Here is a 24,164-nt window from a genome sequence, read left to right as displayed (position 1 = left end):
TAAGTGGCTCTCAGGATTAAACCACAATGCCGCTAGAGTTTTAGTCCTCCCCCTTGCGAAGAAACCTCCCATGACCCAACGCGCCCTTTCCACCAGCTTCTGGCTGGTGCTGCTGACGGTACTGATCGCCCTGCCGCGCATCACCCTGGACATGCACCTGCCTGCCCTGCCGGCCATGGCCGACTACTTCCACAGCAGCGACAGCCAACTGCAACTGACCTTGACCCTGTACACCCTCGGTTCGGCGATTTCCCTGCTGGTGGCCGGCCCGCTCACCGACCACTTCGGCCGCCGCCCGGTGCTGCTGGCGGGGCTGCTGCTGTATGTCGTCGCGACCGTGGCCTGTGCCCTGGCCGACAGCCTCACGGTGCTGATCATCGCCCGGCTGTTCCAGGCCCTCGGCGGTTGCTGCCCCACGGTGATCGGCCGCGTGATCGTGCGTGACTACTTCGACCGCCACGAGCAGGCGCGCTTACTGGGGTTGATCTCCATGGCCATGGCCGTCTCGCCGATGGCCGCACCGGTGCTGGGCAGCCTGATGCTGCCCTTCATCGATTGGCGCGGCTTGTTTGTGCTGCTGGCCGTGATTGGCGCCGTGCTGTGCCTGGTGGTGTATCGCCGCCTGCCCGAGACCCGTCCGCCAGCCGTCGCCGCCGCGCCGCCGAGCAATCTGTTGCGCATTTACAGCCAACTCCTGCGCGACCGATATTTCCTGCGCTATTCCCTGGCCATCGGCTGCGTGTACAGCACATATTTCCCGTTCATTGCAGAGTCATCGGCGTTGTTGCAGCGGGGCTACGGCCTGTCTGCCACGGCCTATGCCCTGGTGTTTGCGGCGACCATCAGCGGCTACATGCTCGGCGCGAACCTGTTTCGCCGGCTGGTGCTACGGTTCGAACCAGACCGGTTGATCGCAGGCGCCATCGCGTTGAATGTGCTGGGCAGCATGATGCTCGCGGCGGCGACCACCGTGTTGCCGGGCGAATGGCTAGCGATCGTGTCGCCGATGGTGGTGATAATGGTGTCGGTGGGGATGGTGATTCCAGCCTGTCAGCTGGCGGTGTTGCAGCCTTACGGCGCGATTGCCGGGACGGCGTCGGGATTGTTCTTTTTTACCCAGATGTTGTTGACGGCGGTGAGCAGTTGGGCGACGGGGATGTTGTCCGATGGTACATCCAAGCCCTTGGTGATCATGACCGCTTTGGCGAGTGCACTACTGGTGGTCAGTTGGCTGACCCTGCGCAAAACCCAATGTGGGAGCGGGCAAGCCCGCTCCCACATTTTGAGCGAGTAAGGCTCAGGATTAGTGCATGAAAATCGCAATCAGGATGATGACCGGGATAGGCACCCCGAGGAACCACAGCAGTAATGAGCGCATGATGTTCTCCTTGAATTAACGGACAAAGTGTTCGGTTTCGACGTACACCACGGCATCGCGACGGCGACCGCCGTAGGTGGCAGCGAAGCTGGCAAAGAACGCGCCGATCAGCAGGGCAATGAAGGTCCACAGCGACGTGTAGGCAGCGACTTTGGCGGCAGTATCAGCGGCCTGCTTGGCTTTGAGCTTGGCATCCTCGACGGCTTTACGGGCATCGCCATAGACCTTGTCGATACGCGCCTCGGCGTCCGCCTGGCTGAGGTTGGTGCGCTGGCTGATCAACTGGGCCAGGTAGGCACGGTCTTCGGCGGCGAGCTGGCCGTCGTTGCTCAGGGTGCGGGCGAAGATGCGCGCTACCACGCCGTGGGCCGCGTCATCGCTGACGGCAACCGGGCGGTTGTCGCGGAACAGGCTGTCGACGTAATAGCCGAAGTCGTCGCCCTTCACCGCCGTACCGACCGCCTGGGTCATGCCCGAGGCCACGCTGGCACCGGCTTTCACGCCACCGCCGACGACACTGCTGACGGAGCCGACGATCAAGGTTGCCGCCACCAGAGTGGCGACGGCCCAGGACAGGAAGCCATGGGCGGTATCGCGAAAGTACACCTCATCGCCATGCATATTGGCCCACTTCACACGCAACCGGCCGGCGATGTAACCGCCCAGGCCCGACGCGACGATCTGGGTAAAGGCCAGCCAGATAATCGTGGAAATGCCCAGTCCCTTGGCACTGATACCGCTGTCGGCCCACGGCGATACCGCCGAAAAGCCCAGGCCGAAGCCCAGCAGTACCAGGATCAGGGACAAGGCCGCCGCAGCAGCGGCCCCGGCAAAGATCGCGCCCCAGGAAACCCCGGAGCGCGTGCTCGATTCTTGCAACGTGGATGAGGATGTGATCATTGTTGTTTTGCTCCCGGCAGGAAAAATGGTGTTACATGTCTCGGGAGGGACAGTGCAGGCACCATGCCAGCCGCCTGAAAATTAAATACCTAATATATTCAACAAGTTAAATAACTTGAACTTCCTAGGACCATGCAACTTGCAAGAACAGCCTCCTCCGGGCAGGCGTTATGCAACCTCCAGCCGAACTCGGTCTGTGTGGGAGCGGGCTTGCTCGCGAATGCGGTCTTTCGGAAACAAGTGTGTTGGCTGGCAGACCGCTTTCGCGAGCAAGCCCGCTCCCACATTGACCAGCGCCAGCCAGTAAAAAACCTGTTGGTTGCGCCAACATGAAGTTTAATTTAGGAAGCGTTCAGGCATTTCTTGGCAAAATGTCCGCACTTCTAGTGTGAATCGCTCACCAGGTAATCCTATGACCCGCATTTTGACCATCGAGGATGACGCCGTAACAGCCCGCGAGATCGTTGCCGAGCTGAGTAGCCATGGACTGGACGTAGATTGGGTAGATAACGGCCGCGAAGGCCTGGTCCGCGCCGTGAGCGGCGATTACGACCTGATCACCCTCGACCGTATGCTCCCGGAGCTCGATGGCCTGGCCATCGTCACCACCCTGCGCACCATCGGGGTGTCGACGCCGATCCTGATGATCAGCGCCCTCTCCGACGTCGACGAGCGTGTGCGCGGCTTGCGCGCCGGCGGTGATGACTACCTGACCAAACCTTTCGCCTCCGATGAAATGGCCGCCCGCGTCGAGGTGCTGCTGCGACGCAAGAGCACGGTCAAGGAATTCGAAACCGCACTGCGCGTGGCCGACCTGGAGCTGAACCTGATCAGCCGCGAAGCCAGCCGCGCCGACCAGCCGTTGAGCCTGCTGCCCACCGAATACAAGTTGCTCGAATTCCTGATGCGCAATACCGGGCAGATCCTCTCGCGGATGATGATTTTCGAGGAAGTCTGGGGCTATCACTTCGACCCCGGCACCAACCTGATCGACGTGCACATCGGCCGTCTGCGCAAGAAAATCGATCCACCGGGCCTCACGCCGCTGATCCGCACGGTACGAGGTTCCGGTTATGTCATTGCTGAACCCCTCTAAGGGCTGGCGCTCGTCCAGCAGCCGCTTGCTGGCGCTGTACAGCTCGCTGTTCGTGGCCTGGAGTTGCATCCTCATGGGGGTGCTGTATTACGAAGTGTCCGGTTACCTCAGCGACTTGTCGCGCCACTCGCTGATGCAACGCCAGCACCTGTTCCAGCGCTTCGACGGTGAGGAACTGGTGGAAGCGCTGACCACCAGCATGACCTTCGACATGAAGGGCGTGGACGCCTACGGCCTGTTCGACGAGCAATTCAACCCGCTCAGTGGCCCGATCCGCGCCGTGCCGCCCGACCTGCCGCTGGACGGCAAGATCCACACCCTGGCCAACTGCGTCGACTCCAACGACCCCAAGTTGCCCAAGGACAGCTGCGACGCCGTCGCCACCCACACCGACGACGGCCGCTGGCTGGTGCTGGTGCGCGCCAATGGTTCGCTGTTTGGCGTGACCCGGATCATCTGGCATGCGCTGCTATGGGCGCTGTCGTTGACCATCATCCCCGGTGCCGCCGGCTGGCACCTGCTGCGCCGCCGCCCGTTGCGGCGCATTCGCGGCATTCAGGCCAGCGCCGAGGCCATCGTCGCCGGCGACCTGACCCACCGCCTGCCGCTGTCGAATCGGCGTGACGAACTGGACATGCTTGCCGCCATCGTCAATGCCATGCTCGACCGCATCGAAAAGCTGATGAACGAGGTCAAGGGCGTGTGCGACAACATCGCCCACGACCTGCGCACCCCGCTGACCCGCCTGCGTGCGCAGCTTTATCGCATCCGCCAAGAGGCCGAACAGGACTCCAACTACGCGGTAAAACTGGACGATGCGATCACCGAAACCGACACCCTGATGGCGCGCTTTCGCGGCTTGCTGCGCATCTCGGAGCTGGAAGACCACCAGCGCCGCTCGGGCTTCCTGGTGATGGACCCGCTGCCGCTGCTGCGCGAACTGCATGACTTCTACCTGCCGCTGGCCGAAGAAGGCGAGCTGCAACTGGTGCTCGATACGCCGGAGTCGCTGCCGTGGATCACCGGCGACCGTGCCCTGTTGTTCGAGGCCCTGGCCAACCTGCTGAGCAACTCGATCAAGTTCTCCCCGCCAGGCGGCGAAGTGATCTTGCGTGCGCTGAACGACGCCGGCAGCACCCGCATCGAAGTGCACGACTCCGGGCCCGGCATCCCGATTGCCGAACGCAACGCGGTGTTCCAGCGCTTCTATCGCGTGGATGAAAATGACCAGCAAGGCGGGTTTGGCTTGGGCTTGTCGATTGTCGCGGCGATCATCAACTTGCACGGGTTCAAGTTGGAAGTGGGCAGCAGTGAAAGCGGCGGTGCGCGGTTGGTGCTGGAGTGCCGGCAGCAGCTCATGCCCGAGTAACCCGGGCACCACAAAACCCTGTGGGAGCGGGCTTGCCCGCGATAGCGGTGTGTCAGTCAAAGATATATTCACTGAACCACCGCAATCGCGGGCAAGCCCGCTCCCACATTGGACTTGCAGCGCCAGCTAGATCAGGTCAGAAGTTCGCCCGCAGCGCCTCAACCCCACCCTTGTAGACACCGGCAAACAGCTCTTCCACCTCGGCATCCGTCACACCGTCCACCGGCGTGAACACACCCGACCAGGTGACTTTGGCCGACGCGTCAGTCAAGGCTTCAACCTGCAACGTCGCCAGGTAAGCACTGACCGGGAACGGCGATTGTTCGATGGTGTAGCTGTAGGTACGCCCGACGTTATCAAACGTCTGCATACGCTCCACGATCACGCCACCGTCGGCGGTCGTCAGGTGACGCAGACGCCCGCCTTCACTCGGCTCACTCTTGACGATCAACGGCAACCAGTCCGGCAGGCTGTTGAAGCCGCCGACCAATTGCCAGACCTGATCGGCCGATACAGGGATTTCAATCACAGAAGACGCTGTTGCCACGATAAATACTCCAGAAAATGGAAAACAATTCAGATCGCCATGCTGACGCCCCCACCGCCGTCGCCCCGCAACGCGGCACCGGTTGTCGCAAAAAAAACCGTGAAGCAATGTACGCCACACGATCGGCGACTTCACCCACATTCGTCGCCCGCAGGATTGCAGGGCTGGCTCGCGGGTTTTCGAAGCGAACCTGTGGCGGTGGGTGGAGAGGTTCCGCCAGGCACTCACCGAGCCTTGTGGCAACTCGTCCTGTACCTGTCAGAAGTGACAGTTGTGCCGCCTTCGATCCGGGCGTTTACTGGCGTCGAAGGGACTGCGGGGTTTCCCCTCAGTAGATGATTCTTTCAGCCAGGGAAGGACGGATTATGCAACGCTCGTTCAGACAACGGATTCTACCGATGGTGTTGAGTGTTGGCGTAGTGATGTGCGGACACGGAGTGATCGCCAATGCAGCGACTTACGTCAGTTCAGGTCATGCCGCCGGAGTGCAATGCGAGACGGTTGGAGTCAACGACAGTGGGCAGATCGTGGGTGGCTGCAGTTCGACCACGCCCAGTGCCAACACCGGACCATGGTACTCGACAACACTGGGAGGCCCCCAGCAACAACTGGCACCATTGGCCACAGGAAAACCCTGCCAAGTATCCGCTATCGCTAACAATGGTTCGATAGTGGGCACCTGCGCGAGCAACGCCGGTATCTTCTACGCCGTTTTTTGGAACGCGGCTACGCCAGCCGCGCCCCCAATAGCTATGAACCCGCTGCCAGGAACCTTGCTGTTCCCGCTGTTGCGCCCGGCTGACAAACAAACGATGCCCACCGCACAAAATCAGAACGGCGTGGTTGTGGCGCGGAGCCTGAGCGCAAACGGAGCCCCAACGGTGGTGACCTACACCGCTGGCAGCGCAACACCAGAACGGGTGTCAGGCTGGGGCGACAATTGCGCGGGAGTTGATTTGACCGACACCTTATTCGATGGTCGCCCGCTTATTCTGTTGAATTGCCCAGGACCAGACGGGCCGCCCGTTATCAAGGTTGCTAAGTGGAGCGGTGGAGGATACAGCCTTCTTGTACCGGCATTACCGGCAGGAGCCACTTACTGCTTTGCCGTAGACATGAATAATCAGGGCCAATTCGTCGGTACCTGCGTGTTTCCGGGAACGGCCTCGAACACAGGGCAAACCGCATTCTGGAACACGCCAAGCAGCCCCCCTTCGCTCCTGACGATGCCGTTGAATGCACTGAACAACGCCGTGGCAATCAATGATCTTGGGCATGTATTGGCGTATGGCAAGGACCCGACTGGATTCGAGAAGCCTCTTTACTGGCCAGACCCTACGAACTCCTTCACCGTCCAGTCCATCCAACCGCTGCAAGGTAACAATCTGATCAGTGCCGCGGGTTTTGCCAACAACAACACCGTAGCCTTGAACTGCGTGAACGCCAGCCAATACGAGACCGGGTGCTTTTGGACTCCCTCGGGAGGAACCGTTGCTATACCGCCGGTGACGCCTGGGCTGACCAGCTATTTGAATAGCATTTCACCTTCGGGCACCTATGTAGTGGGATACGCGACCGATGCCGCGCTCAATTTCGATTCGGTAGGAGCTACGTTGCCATGAAGAGATTTATTCGCAGACGCAATTTGCGTGAGCTGTGCCTTGCAGCATCAATCTGCTTTGGAGGAGTAGCGTTATCGGTGCAGGGTGTGCCGCTTCACCCGGGATATTTCTGCGAATCGGCGTTCGAGAGAGATAACAGTCCTTTGCAAAGTGCGTTCAGATACATAGACCCCACCCCCTATCTGGACTGGTGCATAGCCGCAACCAATCCCTGTATGATTGCAGCCGCCTACGTCCAAGAAGCAAGACGAATCGAGGTTCATCTCACGCTGCCATCGTCCTGTATGCCATAAGGCTGACCAAGTGTCCTGATGCGCCCTCCACAATGTGGCATCTCAGCGCACCATCCCAGTGAACCCCTAAGGCGCCAAGGTTAAAACACGGTCAAAAACTGTGGGAGCTGGCTTGCCTGCTCCCACATTTAGAGTGTTGTCAGGCTTGGGATTTGAGGAAGGTCGCCATAAGCTGGTTCACCTGTTCAGCCGCCTCCAACTGCACCATATGCCCCTGCCCCGGCAGCACTTCCACCTGCGCCTCCAGCCCCTGTGCATGGCGCACCGGGATGATTGCATCATCACTGCCCCAGATCACCAGGCTCGGTTGGCGACCGACCACATGGCGCAGGTCCACCTTCTGCCGCCCGCCGTCAAACAGCGCGCCGTTGAGTTGGCGCAACGCCTGATCCACACCCTCCAGGCGCTTGAACTTGAGCATGTCCTCCAGCATCTGCCGCGTCACCAGTGCGGGATCGCTGAACAGTTGAGTCAGTTGCGGCTTGAGCGCGTTGCGATTGTTCGCCTCGGCAAAGCCTTGCAGATACTCACCATTGATGTCCGTGCCTAACCCAGCGCTGGCGATCAGCGCCAGCGAGGCAATGCGTGCGGGCGCGCGGTCGGCAACCGTCAGTGACACCAACCCGCCCATGGAATGCCCGGCCAGGTGCACGCGGTCCAACCGCAGATGATCGAGCAGGTCGAGCACGGCCTGGCTCAACTCCTCGGCGTCCCCTGTGTGCAACTGCTTGCCCGACTCTCCGTGCCCCGGTAAGTCCAGGGCGATCACCCGGCGCTCGGCGGCCAGTGCCGGTTGGTTGAACAACCAGTTGTTCAAGTCGCCGCCAAAACCGTGCACCAGCACCAGCGGCGTGCCGCCCTCGCCCAGGTCTAGATAACGCAGCAGGCGCCCGCCGATCTCGACCTTCTGCGCACTCGGCCCCGACGCTTCGGCCTCGGCCGCATTGGACACAAACCCGGCATTGAAGCTGTCGATCACCGCGTCGATCTCCGCTTCGCTGGCGTCACCGTCCACCACAATCCCCAGCAACGCGCCCACCGGCAAGGTCTCGTCGCTCAGCGCCAGGACCCGGCGCAACACGCCACTGAACGGCGCCTCGACGCTGCTGGAAATCTTGTCGGTCTCCACATCGAGCACTTCCTCGCCCTTCTCTACCCGGTCGCCGGGTTGCTTGAGCCAGACGTCGATACGCCCCTCGGTCATCGACAGCCCCCACTTGGGCATGGTCAAGGTATGGATCATGCGGCATTCCTCTTGTCGGCGATCTTCAGCACGGCGGCTTCGATCTTCGCGGCGTTGGGGATGTACAGGTCTTCCAGCGCATCGGAGAACGGCACCGGCGTGTGTGGCGCGGTGACCATTTCAATCGGCGCACGCAGGCAAGAAAACGCGCGCTGCGCCACCAACGCGCTGATATCGGTAGCGATGGAACAGCGTGGGTTGGACTCATCGATCACCACCAGTCGCCCGGTTTTTTCCACGCTTTCGAGGATGCTGTCTTCGTCCAACGGGCTGGTGGTGCGCAGGTCCAGCACTTCGCAGTCGATGCCCTGGCGCGCCAGGTTGGTCGCGGCTTCCAGGGCGACATGCAGCATGCGCCCGTAGGTCACCAGGGTGACATCCTTGCCTTCGCGTACAAAGTTGGCTTCGCCGAAGGGCACGGTGTAGAGCTCTTCCGGGACTTCACCTTGCAGGCTGTAGAGCATCTTGTGCTCAAGGAAGATCACCGGGTCGTTGTCGCGGATTGCCTGGATCAACATGCCCTTGGCGTCATACGGCGTGGCCGGGCACACCACCTTCAGGCCAGGGATGTGCGTCCACATCGAGGTGAGCATCTGCGAATGCTGGGCCGCCGCGCGCAGGCCGGCGCCGTACATGGCGCGGATCACCAGCGGCGTGGTGGTCTTGCCGCCGAACATGTAGCGGAATTTGGCCGCCTGGTTGAGCAGTTGGTCGAGGCAGCAACCGATAAAGTCAACGAACATCAATTCGCACACCGGGCGCATGCCTCGGGTGGCGGCGCCGACCGCCATGCCAACGTAGCCGACCTCGGACAGCGGCGCGTCCAGCACGCGCTCGGGAAATTCCGGGTACAGGCCCTTGGTCACCCCGAGCACACCGCCCCAGGCGTCTTGTTCGCCGGGCGATCCGGTGCCACCGGAAACGTCCTGGCCGATGATGAACACGCTCTTGTCACGGCGCATTTCCTGGGCCAGGGCTTCGTTGATTGCCTGCTGGTAGCTGATTTTGCGAGCCATAAGATTCTCTCCACGGATTATTGTTATTAGCGGTAGGCGACGTAGACATCACTGAGCAGGTCGGCGGCCTGGGGCTTGGGGTCGGACTTGGCGCGACGCACGGCGTCTTCGATCAGTTGCGCGACTTCGCCGTCGATGCGCTCCAATTGCGCTGCTTCCAGCCAGCCCTCGGCGGTGCAGCGTTGGCGGAACAGCGCCAGGCAGTCGGCGGTGTCGCGCAGGTTCTTCACTTCATCGGGGCCGCGATAGGTTTGCGCATCGCCTTCGAAGTGGCCGTAGAAGCGGCTTAGTTTCACTTCCACCAACGTTGGCCCCTCGCCGTTACGCGCACGTTCGACGGCAACGCCGAGGGCGGCGTGCACGGCGAAAAAATCATTGCCATCGACAATCACCCCCGGCATGCCAAAGCCCACGGCACGCTCGGCGATGTCCTTGCACGCCACCGACCAACCGGAACCGGTGGCCTCGGCATAACCGTTGTTTTCGGCAACGAACAGGCATGGCAACTTCATGATCGCGGCCAGGTTCATCGCTTCGAACACCGCGCCCTCGTTGGAGCCGCCGTCGCCAAAAAAGGCCACCGCCACGCCCTGGCTACCCTTGAGCTTGGACGCCAGCGCGGCACCGGCCGCCAGCGGCGCACCCGCGCCGACGATGCCGTTGGCGCCGAGCATGCCCTTCTCCTGGTCGGCAATGTGCATGGAGCCGCCCTTGCCGCCGCACACGCCGGTTTTCTTGCCGTAGATCTCGGCCATCATGCCGAACACGTCCACGCCCTTGGCGATGCAGTGACCGTGACCACGGTGGTTGGAGGCGATGCAATCTTCATCGTTGAGGTGGGCCATGACCCCGGCGGCACTGGCCTCCTGGCCGGCGTACAGGTGCACGAAACCGGGGATCTCGCCGGTGGCGAATTCCACGTGCAAGCGCTCTTCGAAATCACGGATGGTGCGCATCACGGTGTAGGCATGCAGCAATTGATCGGTGGACAGGTGAGTGGACATCTTGTTGTTCTCCAGGTTGTCTCGACACACAAAAGGCTGAGGGTATTCAGCTACAGGGCCTTCAGCACAGCCTGTGCCAAGGCGCGAAAAAACCTGGCAAAGCCTTGATCCAGAGCAGTTGTGGCGGTGCGGCAAGCCACCGCAGAATGAGACGGCAGATTGCACCGCGCAGCTCGCGTCTCAGGCTTGCTGAGACGCCGCGTCTCATCCCGGGCTGTTGGTCAGGCCGCGCTTGTCCGACCCGACGCATGCGCGCTTAATGGCGGGCATAACAACAAAGATCGAGAACCGGAGGCCTTATGCTCGCCGCGAACTCCAGGGAACACGTCGACTGCGTCAGTCGCGTGGTCCGCAATGCCGACCGCCTGCCCGAGGCGCCGGTGCCGTCGCTGATCTTCGATTCGTGGCGGCGCTCCATGGAACAACATCACCTCGACCCCGGTTCCTTGCAGGGGCCACGCATCCTCAGTGAACCCTTGCTCAAGGAATGCCGCGAGCGCGCCGAACTGTTCATGCGCATCGCCGCTGAAGCCGTCGGCCAACTGCACCACCGTGTGCGCCAGGCCGATTATTGCGTGATGCTCACCGACGCCCAGGGCCAGACCATCGACCACCGCGTGGACACTTCGATCCGCACCGACTGCCGCAAGGCCGGCCTGTATCTGGGCACCTGCTGGTCGGAAGCCGAAGAAGGCACCTGCGGCGTGGCCACGGTGCTGACCAGCAAGGCGGCGGTGACGGTGCACAAGCGCGATCACTTCCGCGCGGCCTTCATCGGCCTGACTTGCTCCGCCGCGCCGATCTTCGACCCCCAGGGCAACCTGCTCGGGGTCATGGACGCCTCGGCGCTGAAATCCCCGGATGACCGGCGCAGCCAGCACCTGGTGCGGCAGTTGGTGGCGCAAAGTGCCGAGGCCATCGAAAACGCCTTCTTCATGCACAGCGCCCGCGAGCATTGGGTGCTACAAGCCCACAGCACGCCGGGGTATGTGGACAGCCAGCCCGATCTGTTGCTGGCCTGGGACCGCGACGGGCGCCTGCACGCCTTGAACAGCAAGGCGCGCCAGGCGTTGCGGCGACGCTTTGGCCAGGTGCCGGAACATATCGGCGAGGTGTTTGACCTGGATGCATTGCGCGCCGTCAGCGAGCAATCAACCCAACAACTGCAGCTGCTGGGGGAACCGGGCGCGCTGCACGTTCGCATCAACGCGCCGCGGCGCAAACCGACACGGGCAGCGATTGCCCCGCAGGTCGATGCGCGCGTGGAAGAACACCTGCGCCTGGCCGTACGGGTCAAGGACCGCAACCTGCCGGTGCTGGTGCAAGGCGAAACCGGCGCCGGCAAAGAGGTGTTCGCCCGCCAGTTGCATGAACGCAGCGCCCGGCGTCACGGGCCGTTCGTGGCGGTGAACTGCGCGGCGATTCCCGAGAACCTGATTGAAAGCGAGCTGTTTGGCTACGTCGCCGGGGCCTTCACCGGCGCATCCAGCAAGGGCATGCCGGGGCTGTTGGTGCAGGCCGACGGCGGCACCTTGTTCCTCGATGAAATCGGCGACATGCCCCTGGCGCTGCAAACGCGCCTGCTGCGGGTGATGGCCGAAGGCGAAGTGGCCCCACTGGGCGCGGCGAAAACCCGCGCGGTGGACATCCAGGTGATCTGCGCCAGCCACCGCGACCTGGCGGGGTTGGTGAGTGAGGGGCGCTTTCGTGAAGACCTGTACTTCCGCCTCGGCTGCGCGCGTTTCTGCCTGCCGCCCTTGCGTGAGCGTACCGACAAGCTGGCGTTGATCAATCGGTTGCTGGAGCAGCAAGCGCAGCCTGTGGGTATCGCCAGCACCGCGCTGGAGTTACTGCTGGGCTACGCCTGGCCGGGCAATGTGCGGCAACTGCGGCACGTGTTGGCGTATGCCTGCGCGGTGTGTGACGGCGACACGCTGCAAGTGACGGACCTGCCAGTGGAAGTGCGTGGGGAACAGGTGGCGGTGGGGGTTGAAGAAAGCGTCAGCCCGCAGCGCCAGTTGGTGCTCGATGCGTTGATCCGCCATCGCTGGAAGCCGCTGCCGACGGCGCAGGCGCTGGGGATCTCCAGGGCAACCCTGTATCGCCGAGTCAACCAGCTGGGTATCGACATGCCCAACAAAACCACCTGACACAATGGGATCAAAATGTGGGAGCTGGCTTGCCTGCTCCCACATTAGACCGAGCCCACCTAGAGGCTTAGCGGTAGACCAGGCCGCCGTCGATCAATGGCGCCTGGCCGGTCATGTAATCCGCGTCCGGCCCAGCCAGGTAGGAGACCAACCCCGCGACATCCTCTGGCGTTTGCGCCCGGCCCAATGCAATGCCATCCACATACTTCTTGTACGTCGCCCCGACTTCGGCGCCAGTGATCTGCGCCATGCGCTTGTCGATCTCCACCCACATGTCCGTGCCCACTACGCCGGGGCAATACGCATTCACGGTAATCCCCGCGCTCGCCAGTTCCTTGGCCGCCGCCTGAGTCAGCGCACGCACCGCGAACTTGGTCGCCGAGTACACGCCCAGCAGCGCGAACCCTTCATGGCCTGCGATGGAACAGGCATTGATGATCTTGCCCTTTTGCTTGAGTGCCTTGAATTTCTTGCCGGCGGCCTGGATGCCCCACAGCACGCCCTGCACGTTGATGCCCAAGGTGCGCTCGACCTGCTCCGGGCTGACCTCCAGCAGCGAATCAATCTGCGCCACCCCAGCGTTGTTGACGATGATGTCAAAGCCTCCCAGGGTCTGGTGCGCGTGCTCCACCGCGGCCACCACTTGCTCAAGCTTGGACACGTCGGCGACGAATACCGACGCCTTGCGGCCCAGGCCCACGACTTCAGCGGCAACGGCTTCGAGCTTGGCGCCGTTGATGTCCACCAGGGCGATGTCGGCCCCGTCCTGTGCCAGGCGCAGAGCAATGGCCCGGCCGATGCCCTGCCCGGCGCCGGTGACCAGCGCAACTTTTCCAGCGATACCCATGACAATCTCCTGCAACAGTGAGAGAAGCCTTGTCTATCGCAGCTGTGCACGCCCGCTGTCGAGGTCCAGCTGGATCGGCGTGAGGGCTGAGACGGGTTGTCTCAAGCCGCGAATCATTCTCGAAGCCTTGTAAAAGTGTGCACTTATGCCTAGCTTATGCGCCCCCCGCCCCGCGCTTTAAGGCCCTGCCCCCATGGTTTTGCGTTTTCGTCCCGTCGTCACTTCACGTTTCGCCCTCGGCCTGCTGCTCAGTGGCGGCATCGGCAGCAGCCTCGCGGCCGAGCTGGAGCTGCCGGCGGTGAACGTTCTGGGCCAGGATGAAACCGGCTATCGCAGCGAAACCGCGTCGGTCAGCGGCTTCAGCGAAGCCGCTCTGCTCGATACGCCGGCGTCGATCGCGGTGATCAACGCGCAGTTGATCAAGGACCAGCAAGCACGCCTGCTCAGTGAGGTGTTGCGCAACGACGCGTCGGTGGGCGACAGCTACGCCCCCATCGGCTACTACGAAAACTTTGTGGTGCGCGGCTTCTCGCTGAACGCGGCGAGCAGCTACAAGATCAACGGGCGCACCATCACCGGCGAGCAGAACGTTGCCCTGGAAAACAAGCAGCAGGTCGAGGTGCTCAAGGGCCTGGCCGGTTTGCAGAGCGGCATTTCCGAGCCCAGCGGCGTGATCAACTACGTGACCAAGCGCCCGGAAGATGTGCGTTCGGTGACGGTGTCCACCGATGATCGCGGCAGCGGCTACATCGCCACCGACGTCGGCGGCTGGTTTGGCAGCGACAAGCAATTCGGCCTGCGTGCCAACGTCGCCCATGAAGACCTGCATTCCTATGTGGAACACGCCAATGGCCAGCGCGATTTCCTGTCCCTGGCCTTCGACTGGAACATCAGCCCCGACGCCGTGCTGCAACTGGACGCCGAATACCAGAACAAGCAACAGCGCTCGGTGCCGGGCTACCAGTTGCTCGGCGGCACTGAAGTGCCGAACGACGCCTCGCCGAAAAAACTGCTGGGGCACCAGAGCGGCTCGAAGCCGGTGGGGATCGATTCGCTGAACCTCAACGGCAAGTTCGAGTACCGCTTCAGTGATCAGTGGAAAGGCAACGTCAGCGCGGCGCGCAGCAAGGTGGTGATTGACGATTACAGCTCGTTTGCCTACGGCTGCTTCTACGTGACCGATTGCGGCACCGCAACCTTCGGCCCCACCGGCGACTACGACGTCTACGACTACCGCAGCCCCGACGACACCCGCCGTGACGACGAAGTGCAGGCGGCCATGACCGGGCTGTTCGACACCGGCAGCCTGGGCCATGAACTGACCTTCGGCACCAGCGCCTTTCGCCGGGTGATCGACAAGCGCAAGTCAGTGAACGAATACATCGGCAGCTCCAACATCAATGTGGATGCCCCGACCTTCACCCCCACCGACGTACCGCTGAACGACAAGCACCGGCGCCTCGACAGCCGCCAGTACGGCCTGTTCGTCACCGACCGCATTCGTCTGAACGAGCAATGGCAAACCATCCTCGGAGGCCGCGAAGTGCGCCTGGATGAAAAGGCGTTTGATGAGTTCGGCAACCAGCAACGCCACACCCAGACATACGAATTCCTGCCCCAGGCATCGTTGATCTACAAGCCGGTGGAAAACCTGTCGTTGTACACCAGCTACAGCAAGGGCCTGTCCCTGGGCGGTGAAGCGCCATGGACCACCATCAACGACGGCGAAACCCTGGCCCCCACCACCTCACGCCAGCTCGAAGCCGGGGTGAAATACGACTGGCGCCGCATCAGCTTCGCCGCCGCCGTGTTCCAGACCCGCCAGGCCTACCAGTACGCCAAGCCGGACGGCACGGGCGCGTTCAACTACGTGCAACAAGGCGAGCAGAAAAACACCGGGCTGGAGCTGTCGGCCAATGGCTGGGCCACCGAACGCCTGCAGATTTCCAGTAGCGTGGCGGCGATCCGTGCACGGGTCACCGGCAGCGGCACCGCGCAATACGAGGGCCACCAGGCGATCAACGTGCCCAAGCTGCGCGCCAGCCTGTACGCCGACTACGCGCTGCCGTGGGTCAACGGCCTGGCGGTGCTCGGCGGCGTGCAGTACAGCGCGAAGAAGGCCGCCAACCGCGACGGCACGGTGGAAGTCGGCGATTACGCAGTGGTCAATGTGGGCAGCCGCTACACCACCAAGGTAGACGGCTATGAGACGGTGCTGCGCCTGAGCGTCGACAACCTGTTCGACAAGCGCTACTGGCGTGATGCGGGCGAGTACCTGGGCGATGACTACCTGTTCCAGGGCGCGCCACTGACCGCGCGCCTGAGTGCCACGGTGAACTTCTGATCGAACGCGAGCGCGGGCCTAGAGCCCGCGCTTTTTCAGCCACTGCAAGAAGCCCTTCTTCACCGGCACCACGGGCGTTTCCTGGGTCAGGGCCTGCGCCGCGTGCAGGCGGAAATCCAACAGCGCTTTCATCGCCTCGCTGATGTCATGCCGCGCCTCCAGGCACGGCTTGAGGTATTCCTTCTCGATGCGGTACAGGGTGCAGAAGGTCTTAGCCGAAAAGTCCGCCAGCGCCGCCTGATCCGACAGGATTCCCGCCTCACCAATCGCCTCGCCCGGCCCCATGCGCCCGGCTTCGAACTTGTGGCCTCCCTTGGTCAACATCACCGAGACCACGCCGGACTCGATGATGAACAGATGATCACTGACCTCCCCTGCCGCCAGAATCATCTCGCCGGTGCGATAGGTGTGCAGGGTCATGTTCTGACTGAAGGTGTCTTTTTCTTCCTGGCGCAGGGTCGAGAAAATCGACGAACGCTCCAACAGCGCCCGCGCCGCCGATGCAGTGGCTGGCGTGCTGCTTTCGGTGGCGGACAACAGGCTCACACCCGCCGATTGCAGGTGACGGAAAGCCAGGTCGTAAAGCTGGTTGCGTACCTCGCGCTTGAGGCTCATGGCCGGCACAAAGCCGCTGATTTCATACTCCACGCCCGCGCTGCCGCTGGTTTTGAACGCCACGCTGGGCGCCGGATTCGCCAGCAACGGTCGGCAGCCTTGCATCGCCCGCTCCAGGGCCTCGATCACCGTTTGCGGGCGTGCATGGGGGCTGACTTGCAGGCTGACCGCCAGGCCGAACATATCCGCCGGGCGCGAAAAGTTGATGATCTTGGCCTTGGCCGCCAGGGAATTGGGGATCACCGCCAGGCTGCCCTGGGAGGTTTGCAGGCGCGTGGCACGCCAATCGATGTCGGTGACACGGCCCTCGGTGCCGTCGATGGAGATCCAGTCATCCAGCTGGTAGGGCTTGGTGGTATTGAGCACGATCCCGGAAAACACGTCGCTCAAAGTACTTTGCAGCGCCAGGCCGACAATGATCGCCACCGCACCGGAAGTGGCCAGCACGCCCTTGACCGGCAGGTCGAGCACGTAGGCCAGAGCGGCGATGATCGCAATCAGGAAAATCACCGCGCCGAGCAGATCCTGCAACAACCGCCCGGTGTGACCGACCCGCTGCATCATCAACGCACCAAGCAGCACCGTGAGCGTACGCGCCGCGAACAGCCACCAGCCGATCTGCAAGGCCGTCGCGGCCATGTGCAGTGCGGTGTTGTCGGCGTAGGGCGCAACCAGCATGGGGTTCATGCCATCGTTGAACAGCACGGCGCTGAACACCGCAAAAATCACCAGCCGCGCGGCGAGCTTCCAGTTGGCGAGGTCGGCGGAGATAAGACGCCAGACGGCGATGTCGATAAAGATCAGCCCCAGGGCACAGAGCATGGGGTGATCGGAGATAAATGAGGGCATCCAGGCGACTCCAGGGCGAATGGCGAGAAGATCGCATGAAATGGCAACGCTGGAAAACGAAATGTGGGAGCTGGCTTGCCTGCGATGCGAGCACCTCGGTTTATCTGCTGGACCGAGGTGATGCTATCGCAGGCAAGCCAGCTCCCACAGGGGTTTGGCGGTGGGCGGTTAATCGTGCATCCGCCCAAACCGACCCGAGTGGAAATCCTCAAACGCCTGATGAATTTCCTGCTCAGTATTCATCACAAACGGACCATGCCCCACGATCGGTTCGTCAATCGGTTCTCCACTGAGCAACAACACCTTGGCATCGTCATTGGCCTCCAGGCTGATTTGGCGGCCATCGCGCTCAAACAATACCAACTGCCCCTGGCGTGCGACGTTTTCGCCGTTGACCAGCACCGTACCGCGCAGGATCACCAGCGCGCTGTTACGCCCGACGTGCAGGTCCAGGGTCACTGGTTTACCTGCATTGAGGCGCAAGTCCCACACATCAATCGGCGTAAAGGTCCGCGCCGGGCCTTTGGCCCCGGCGAATTCCCCGGCGATCAAGCGCAGCTGCCCGGCGTCATCCGCCAATGGCAGCAGCGGAATATCCGTGTCGACGATGGTCTGGTAACCCGCGTCGGCCATTTTGTCCTTGGCGGGCAGGTTGACCCACAGTTGCACCATCTCCAGCGCGCCGCCTTTACGGGCGAAGGCTTCGGAGTGGAATTCTTCGTGGATGATGCCTTTGGCGGCCGTCATCCATTGCACATCGCCCGGGCCGATGATGCCGCCGGCGCCGGTGGAGTCGCGGTGTTCGACTTCGCCGTCGTAGACGATGGTCACGGTTTCGAAGCCGCGATGGGGGTGTTGGCCTACGCCGCGACGCTCAGTGGTCGGGGTGAAATCCGCCGGGCCAGCGTGGTCCAGTAACAGGAATGGGCTGATGTGTTTGCCCAGGTTGTCGTAGGAAAACAGCGTGCGCACCGGAAAACCGTCGCCGACCCAATGGCCGCGTGGACTGGTGTAGATGCCGATGAGTTTTTTCATGGTGTTCCTCCAAAGTGGATACACCTTAAATCCGGTAGCAATTGAGCGCTAGACGGCAAAAACAACCTTTACTGTCCTACTGGCGGAACGATAACCCCACTCCCACAGAGGACTGGACCAATTAATATTTCGAGCATAATATTTGTCGAAATATTACGTCCGTAATTTACAGCGACAATCCCCCGGAGCCCGCCATGAACTCTCCTCCCCTGCGCCCTCTCACCGCCCTGGCCCTGCTGATCGTGCTCAGCGGCTGCAACAGCCAGGCCGACACTGCCGCCCAAGTTCCCCAGCCCCGTCCGGTGCTCGCGGCCAAAGTCGAAGCCGCCAGCACTCAGCAAAGCGCCTACACCGGCGTGGTCGCGGCGCGGACGGAAAGCGACCTGGGCTTCCGGGTCAGCGGCAAGGTCATCGAGCGCAAAGTCGATCCCGGCCAACACGTGTCCCGTGGCGACACCCTGCTGGTGCTGGACATCGGCGACTTCGATCTGGCCCTGCGCTCGGCCAGGAACCGCGTCAACGCCGCCCAGGCCCAACTGCGCCAACGCCGTGACGATGCCAACCGCTACCAGCGCCTGGCCACCACTGGCGCGGTGTCGCGGCAGATCTTCGACCAAGCGGCGACCAACCTGCGCGTCGCCGAAGCCGAGTTGGCGTCGGCCCAATCCGACGCCAGCCAGATCGAGAACCGCCGCACCTACTCCGTGCTCAAGGCCGATGGCGACGGCATCCTCACCGATGTGCGGGTCGACCGCGGCCAAGTGGTCGCCGAAGGTCAGATCGTCGCACGCCTGGCCCATGACGGCGCCCGTGAAGCCATCGTCAACCTGCCGGAAAACAGGCGTGACCAAGCCTCCCAGCGCGCCCTGGCGTTCCCCTTCGGCGCGCCGGACCAGGCGGTCACCGCCACCCTGCGCGAGCTGTCCGCGAGTGCCGACCCGGCCACCCGCACCTACCGCGCCCGCTACGTGCTGCATGGCACCGTCGATCGTTTCGCCCTCGGCTCGACGATCACCCTGCGCCTGCAAGGCAACGACCAGGCCGTGCAAACCCGCGTGCCCATCGGCGCCTTGCACGACGCCGGGCAAGGCACCGGCGTGTGGCTGATCGGCGCGGACGACAGCGTCAGCTTCGCCCCGGTCAACGTTGTCAGTCTCGGCCAGGAAGACGCCCTGCTCGACAGCGGCGTGGCCCCTGGCCAACTCATCGTCGCCCTCGGCGCCCACCTGCTGCACAGCGGTGATGCGGTGCGCCTGCTACCCGCCCAGGCACTGGCCCTCAACCACAAAAGGGACCACTGAGCATGCGCGGCATCAACCTCTCCGAACTGGCGGTCAAACACCGGGCCGTCACGCTGTTCCTGATCCTGGCGATTCTGGCCGCGGGGATCTTCTCGTTCGGCAAACTGGGTCGCGCCGAAGACCCGTCGTTTACCGTCAAAGTCATGACCATCACCGCCGCCTGGCCCGGCGCCACTGCCGCGGAAATGCAGGAACAAGTTGCCGACCGCCTGGAAAAACGCCTGCAGGAACTCGACTACTACGACCGCGTCGAGACCATCGCCCAGCCGGGCTTTGTGTCAATGCGCATGACCTTCAAAGAGTCCACCCGCCCGGGCGAGATCCAGGACCTCTTCTACCAAACCCGCAAAAAGCTCAGCGACGAAGCCGCGAAGCTGCCCAAGGGCGTGATCGGCCCGTTGTTCAACGACGAATATTCCGACGTGTACTTCGCCTTGTACGCACTGGAAGCCGAACACCTGCCCCACCGGCAACAGGTGCAAATGGCTGAAGAACTGCGCCAGGGTTTGCTCAATCTGCCGGGGGTGAAGAAGGTCAATATTCTCGGCGAACAAGCGCAGCGGGTATTTGTCGAGTTTTCCTACGAGCGCCTGGCAACCCTGGGCATCAAGCCGGATCAGATTTTTACCGCACTGGCCGCGCAAAACGCCGTGGCGCCGTCGGGGTTTGTCGAGACCGCCGGTGCGCGGGCCTACATCCGTATCGACGGCGCCTTCGACAGCCTGGCGCTGATCGAAAACGTGCCGCTGGAAGTCAACGGCCGCGTGCTGCGCATCGCCGATGTGGCCACCGTCAGCCGCGGCTACGAAGACCCGCCCAGCTACCGCATCCGCCACCAGGGTGACCCAGCGCTGATGCTCGGCGTGATCATGGAAAAACACTGGAACGGCCTGGAACTGGACAAGAGCCTCAAGGCCCAGGAAGCCAGAATCCAGGCAGACCTGCCCTTGGGCGTCAACTTCGCGAAAGTCTCCGACCAGGCAAAAAACATCAGCCTGGCGGTCAACGAATTCATGCTGAAATTCTTCGTCGCCCTGGCGGTGGTGATGCTGATCAGCCTGCTGGCGCTGGGCTTTCGCGTGGGTCTGGTGGTGGCCGCCGCGGTGCCGCTGACCCTGTCGGTGGTGTTTGTGATCATGCTGCTCACCGGCCGCGAATTTGATCGCATCACCCTTGGCGCGCTGATCATTTCCCTGGGCCTGCTGGTGGACGACGCGATCATCGCCATCGAAATGATGGTGGTGAAACTCGAAGAGGGATTCGACCGGGTCCACGCCGCAACCTTTGCCTGGAGCTCCACCGCCGCGCCGATGTTGACCGGTACATTGGTGACGATCATCGGCTTTCTGCCCGTGGGTTTTGCCCGCTCCGGCGCCGGGGAATACGCCGGCAACATCTTCTGGATCGTCGGTTTTGCATTGATTTCATCCTGGCTGGTGGCGGTGGTGTTCACCCCCTATCTGGGCGTGAAACTGCTGCCGAACATCACGCCGGTACCCGGCGGGCATGACGCCATTTATGCCGGACGTTATTACCAGCGGCTGCGCGATTTGGTCGAACGCTGCGTACGACATCGCTGGCTGGTCACTGGTCTGGTGGTGACGGCCTTTGTGTTGTGCGGGCTGGGCATGGGCGCGGTGAAAAAGCAGTTCTTCCCCAACTCCGACCGCTCCGAACTGATCCTGGAGGTGTACATGCCCCCCGGCAGCGCATTTAAAAGCACTGAAGCGGTGGCCGCGCAGCTGGAAAAAGCCCTGTTGCAAGAACCGCAAACCCGCCTGGTCGACACTTACGTGGGCGGCGGTGCGCCAAGGTTCTTTCTGTCACTGAACCCGGAATTGCCTGACGCGGCATTTGCCAAGTTGATCGTACAGACGGCGGATTCCCACGCGCGCGATGCTTTGAAGCTACGCATGCGCGAGCGAATTGCGGCAGGCGAATTCCCTTCCGCCCGCGTTCGCGTGACGCAATTGCTGTTTGGCCCGCCGGTGCCGTTCCCGGTGGTATTTCGTGTTTCCGGTCCCAACGTGGAGGTACTGCGCAGCGTGTCCGAAGACGTGCGCAAAGTCGTCGCGGCCAACAAGCTGACTAAAGACGCCTTCCTCGATTGGGGCGAGCGCAGCAGTGGCTACCGCCTGGTGCTCGATCAAGACCGTCTGCGCCTGCTGGGTTTCACCCCCAACGAGGTCAAGTCCCAGCTCAACGCCCTGCTCAGCGGCAACCCGATCACCGAAGTGCGCGAAGGCAACCGCACCGTGTCCGTGGTTGCCCGCGCCCAAGGCAGCCAGCGCGAAAACCTTGGCAACCTCAGCAACATGACGCTCACCAACAGCGCCGGCACCGCCGTGCCGCTGGCCCAGGTCGGGCATTTCCAGGCGGTGATGGAAGAGCCGATCCTCAAGCGCCGCAACCGCACCACCACTGTCGAAGTTCGCGCCGACATCATCGACGGCGTACAACCGCCCGACGTGGAAATGGCCGTTTACAAAGACCTGCAACCGTTGATCGCCCAACTGCCTGCCGGTTACCACATCGACATCGGTGGCCCGGTGGAAGAAAGCGCCAAGGCCAACGTCGCCCTGGCCGCACTGTTCCCGATCATGATCCTGCTGACCCTCACCGTGATCATGTTCCAGGTGCGCTCGTTCGGCGTGATGTTCATGGTCTTCGCCACCGCACCGCTGGGCTTGATTGGCGCGGTGCCGACCTTGTTGCTGTTCAACCAGCCGTTCGGGTTCAACGCGATTCTGGGGCTGATCGGGATTGGCGGGATTTTGATGCGTAACACGTTGATCTTCACCGACCAGATTCGCCAGAACCAGCAACATGGCATGGCGATCCGCGAGGCGATTGTCGAAGCCACGGTACGCCGTGCACGGCCAGTGATCCTCACCGCGCTGGCGGCGGCATTGGCGTTTATCCCACTGACGTTGTCGGTGTTCTGGTCGTCCCTGGCCTACGTGCTGATCGGCGGGGTGCTGGTGGGTACCCTGTTGACGCTGTTGTTCCTGCCAGCGCTGTGCAGCCTGGTGCTGGGGCGACAGAAGACGCCAGTTGTCGAAACGTCCCACGCTAGCGCCGGATAAGCTCTACTCCCCTGCCCTGAAATCCTCTGCAGAGTCCCTCGCCTGATTTCACAGTGCGAGGGATTGCAGATGGAGTTTCATGTTGTAAGGGCCGTTTCGTGAACCCGGCCATTGGCAGGCTGGCCCTGACCCCAATGGATGCGAAGACGGTCGATGTCGAGGCCGTCCTACACGATTTTCGCAAATGCCTGAACACCTTTGACGACTGGGCTGAAAGCTTCTGGAGCTTTTCGGCGCTGGAGGTCGAGCAGGTGTTCAAGGTCGGTGATGAAGTGGCGCTGGTTGCGCCAGTCAACCGCTCCATCATTCCCAGCAGCACCCTCGCCACATGCCCGGCCAACGGCACGTTGACCCTGGTGCACCTGTTCCAGAGCACACGGTTCGTGCCCATCGGCAACACGCCGGTGATGCTGCAACGCGTTGACCCCAATGGCGGCCCACTGGGCGAGCCGATTCACAAGACCATCGGCCCCAGCGGTATCCTCGAAATCACCGAGTGTGAGCGTAACCAGCAGTATCGGCTCAGTTTCTACCCCAATATTTCCAAGGATCACCTCAAGGTGCTGTATGCGTCCTACCAGGACGTGATCCTCGACCTGGAAGCGCGCCTGCGCGAAGCGTGGACCAACACATTCGAAGCCCAGTGGAAGGACTACACGGATGCCAGCCCGCTTGCACGCCGCCGGCTGGAAGAAACGGCGTTTCTGACTGGCATGGGCAAGGCGCTTTACAACCTGTGGGACAACATCCCACAGCTGTATGAGCTATTGGCCGACCTCAAGCCCAACAGCGAAAAACTGCTGCACTACCTCTCCCAAACCGAACTCGACGACCTGCTGGCACTGGGCCAAGACCGCATTGCCAAGGGTTTGCTGGTGCTCAGCGATGAACCGCTGCTGTTCATCTACCTGTCGGCGATGGTCAGTTGGATGCGCCTGCTGCCGCCGCAAGAGATGAGCGAACTGATGGGCGAAATCACCAGCGAGGTGCTCATCGCCCTGCTGCTGATCCGGGTCGCCGGTGTGATGGGCGTTGTGGTGCGCCTGGGTGTTCAGGTACTCGGGCACGTCAAGTCTGGCCGGGCGCGCCAGTGGCTGGAGTTTTTGGCCAAGCAGTTGGCAGGATCGAAGCTGGAGGCGCATGTCGAAGCAGCCAAACCGGTGTTGCTGGGCAGTCCCGCGACGCCGATTTCGGGGGTGCCGAGTGCGCAGTTGAAGGCCGGGACCGAGCTGGTTTCCAACCCGGTGACGGCGGTGCGGAGCAAGTCCAGGCAGCACACGACGTTGGTGCGGCAAGAACCTGTCGATGATGTGCCCGCCGCGGGCAAGAACCCCAACGGCGATGCCGCTGCGGCTGCGGATAAAACCACGACCCACGGCTGCCCGGTGTCGATGGTCACCGGCGAAGAGTTGCTGACCCTCACCGACGGTGTGCTGGACGGGGTGTTGTCGTTCGAGTGGACGCGGCTT

At 62.3% G+C, this 24,164-nt stretch carries 17 protein-coding genes; 9 read left to right on the top strand and 8 right to left on the bottom strand.

The annotated features are described in order from the left end of the window. The first annotated feature begins 70 nt into the window (after positions 1-70). A complete protein-coding gene (locus LIY36_RS22260; protein WP_226457181.1) occupies positions 71-1,294 on the top strand; it encodes a multidrug effflux MFS transporter in 1,224 nt (407 codons plus the stop codon). Between the two features lie 99 nt (positions 1,295-1,393). On the opposite strand, the gene LIY36_RS22255 is transcribed toward LIY36_RS22260, so the two are convergent. Beyond that, on the bottom strand, positions 1,394-2,278 hold the full coding sequence (locus LIY36_RS22255) for a hypothetical protein (protein ID WP_226457180.1): 885 nt from the start codon (positions 2,276-2,278) through the stop codon (positions 1,394-1,396). Positions 2,279-2,690: 412 nt separating this feature from the next. Between LIY36_RS22255 and LIY36_RS22250 the strand changes: the two genes are divergently transcribed. Beyond that, complete coding sequence (locus LIY36_RS22250; protein WP_010564812.1) at positions 2,691-3,374, top strand: response regulator transcription factor; 684 nt, start codon at positions 2,691-2,693, stop codon at positions 3,372-3,374. Next, entirely contained in the window at positions 3,352-4,743 is a 1,392-nt protein-coding gene (locus LIY36_RS22245) for a sensor histidine kinase (RefSeq protein ID WP_226457179.1), read from the top strand. Before LIY36_RS22250 ends, LIY36_RS22245 begins: the two co-directional genes overlap by 23 nt. 136 nt (positions 4,744-4,879) lie before the next feature. Here LIY36_RS22245 and LIY36_RS22240 read toward each other — a convergent pair whose 3' ends face one another. Continuing rightward, entirely contained in the window at positions 4,880-5,290 is a 411-nt protein-coding gene (locus LIY36_RS22240) for an SRPBCC family protein (RefSeq protein WP_226457178.1), read from the bottom strand. A gap of 365 nt (positions 5,291-5,655) precedes the next feature. Here LIY36_RS22240 and LIY36_RS22235 point away from each other — a divergent pair, with 365 nt between their 5' ends. Further along, positions 5,656-6,912: a hypothetical protein gene (locus LIY36_RS22235; RefSeq protein WP_226457177.1), complete on the top strand. Its 1,257-nt coding sequence runs from the start codon at positions 5,656-5,658 to the stop codon at positions 6,910-6,912. A gap of 432 nt (positions 6,913-7,344) precedes the next feature. On the opposite strand, the gene LIY36_RS22230 is transcribed toward LIY36_RS22235, so the two are convergent. Genes LIY36_RS22230 through LIY36_RS22220 form a run of 3 tightly spaced genes read right to left on the bottom strand, consistent with a single transcriptional unit; the run spans position 7,345 to position 10,468 of the window. Beyond that, on the bottom strand, positions 7,345-8,448 hold the full coding sequence (locus LIY36_RS22230; protein ID WP_226457176.1) for an acetoin dehydrogenase dihydrolipoyllysine-residue acetyltransferase subunit: 1,104 nt from the start codon (positions 8,446-8,448) through the stop codon (positions 7,345-7,347). Then, positions 8,445-9,464: an alpha-ketoacid dehydrogenase subunit beta gene (locus tag LIY36_RS22225; RefSeq protein ID WP_226457175.1), complete on the bottom strand. Its 1,020-nt coding sequence runs from the start codon at positions 9,462-9,464 to the stop codon at positions 8,445-8,447. Before LIY36_RS22225 ends, LIY36_RS22230 begins: the two co-directional genes overlap by 4 nt. Before the next feature lie 26 nt (positions 9,465-9,490). Beyond that, positions 9,491-10,468: a thiamine pyrophosphate-dependent dehydrogenase E1 component subunit alpha gene (locus LIY36_RS22220; RefSeq protein ID WP_226457174.1), complete on the bottom strand. Its 978-nt coding sequence runs from the start codon at positions 10,466-10,468 to the stop codon at positions 9,491-9,493. 299 nt (positions 10,469-10,767) lie between these two features. Between LIY36_RS22220 and LIY36_RS22215 the strand changes: the two genes are divergently transcribed. After that, positions 10,768-12,618 carry a sigma-54-dependent Fis family transcriptional regulator gene (locus LIY36_RS22215; RefSeq protein ID WP_226457173.1) on the top strand — a complete coding sequence of 617 codons (1,851 nt, stop codon included), beginning with the start codon at positions 10,768-10,770 and terminating at the stop codon, positions 12,616-12,618. Between the two features lie 67 nt (positions 12,619-12,685). Here the strand turns inward: LIY36_RS22215 and LIY36_RS22210 are convergent, their stop codons facing one another. Next, positions 12,686-13,465 carry an acetoin reductase gene (locus LIY36_RS22210; protein WP_192299759.1) on the bottom strand — a complete coding sequence of 260 codons (780 nt, stop codon included), beginning with the start codon at positions 13,463-13,465 and terminating at the stop codon, positions 12,686-12,688. A gap of 193 nt (positions 13,466-13,658) precedes the next feature. On the opposite strand from LIY36_RS22210, the gene LIY36_RS22205 reads away from it, so the two are divergent. Further along, on the top strand, positions 13,659-15,809 hold the full coding sequence (locus LIY36_RS22205) for a TonB-dependent siderophore receptor (protein ID WP_226457172.1): 2,151 nt from the start codon (positions 13,659-13,661) through the stop codon (positions 15,807-15,809). 18 nt (positions 15,810-15,827) lie between these two features. On the opposite strand, the gene LIY36_RS22200 is transcribed toward LIY36_RS22205, so the two are convergent. Both LIY36_RS22200 and LIY36_RS22195 read right to left on the bottom strand, forming a co-directional pair. Next, a complete protein-coding gene (locus LIY36_RS22200; protein ID WP_226457171.1) occupies positions 15,828-17,273 on the bottom strand; it encodes a mechanosensitive ion channel family protein in 1,446 nt (481 codons plus the stop codon). Between the two features lie 168 nt (positions 17,274-17,441). Beyond that, entirely contained in the window at positions 17,442-18,308 is an 867-nt protein-coding gene (locus tag LIY36_RS22195; protein WP_226457170.1) for a pirin family protein, read from the bottom strand. A 194-nt stretch (positions 18,309-18,502) separates the two neighbouring features. Here LIY36_RS22195 and LIY36_RS22190 point away from each other — a divergent pair, with 194 nt between their 5' ends. From LIY36_RS22190 to LIY36_RS22180, 3 genes are all read left to right on the top strand, one after another. Then, on the top strand, positions 18,503-19,609 hold the full coding sequence (locus tag LIY36_RS22190; RefSeq protein WP_226457169.1) for an efflux RND transporter periplasmic adaptor subunit: 1,107 nt from the start codon (positions 18,503-18,505) through the stop codon (positions 19,607-19,609). A 2-nt stretch (positions 19,610-19,611) separates the two neighbouring features. Continuing rightward, positions 19,612-22,695 (top strand): efflux RND transporter permease subunit, encoded by a 3,084-nt coding sequence (locus LIY36_RS22185; RefSeq protein WP_226457168.1) that lies wholly within the window; start codon positions 19,612-19,614, stop codon positions 22,693-22,695. A 98-nt stretch (positions 22,696-22,793) separates the two neighbouring features. After that, on the top strand, positions 22,794-24,164 hold a 1,371-nt coding region (locus LIY36_RS22180), incomplete at its 3' end, for a DUF6531 domain-containing protein (RefSeq protein WP_442962226.1).

The organism is Pseudomonas sp. AF03-9, assembly GCF_020515815.1.
Classification (GTDB): Bacteria; Pseudomonadota; Gammaproteobacteria; order Pseudomonadales; family Pseudomonadaceae; genus Aquipseudomonas.
Note: the sequence above shows the minus strand (reverse complement) of the source record. Positions and strands in the feature narration are given on the sequence as shown.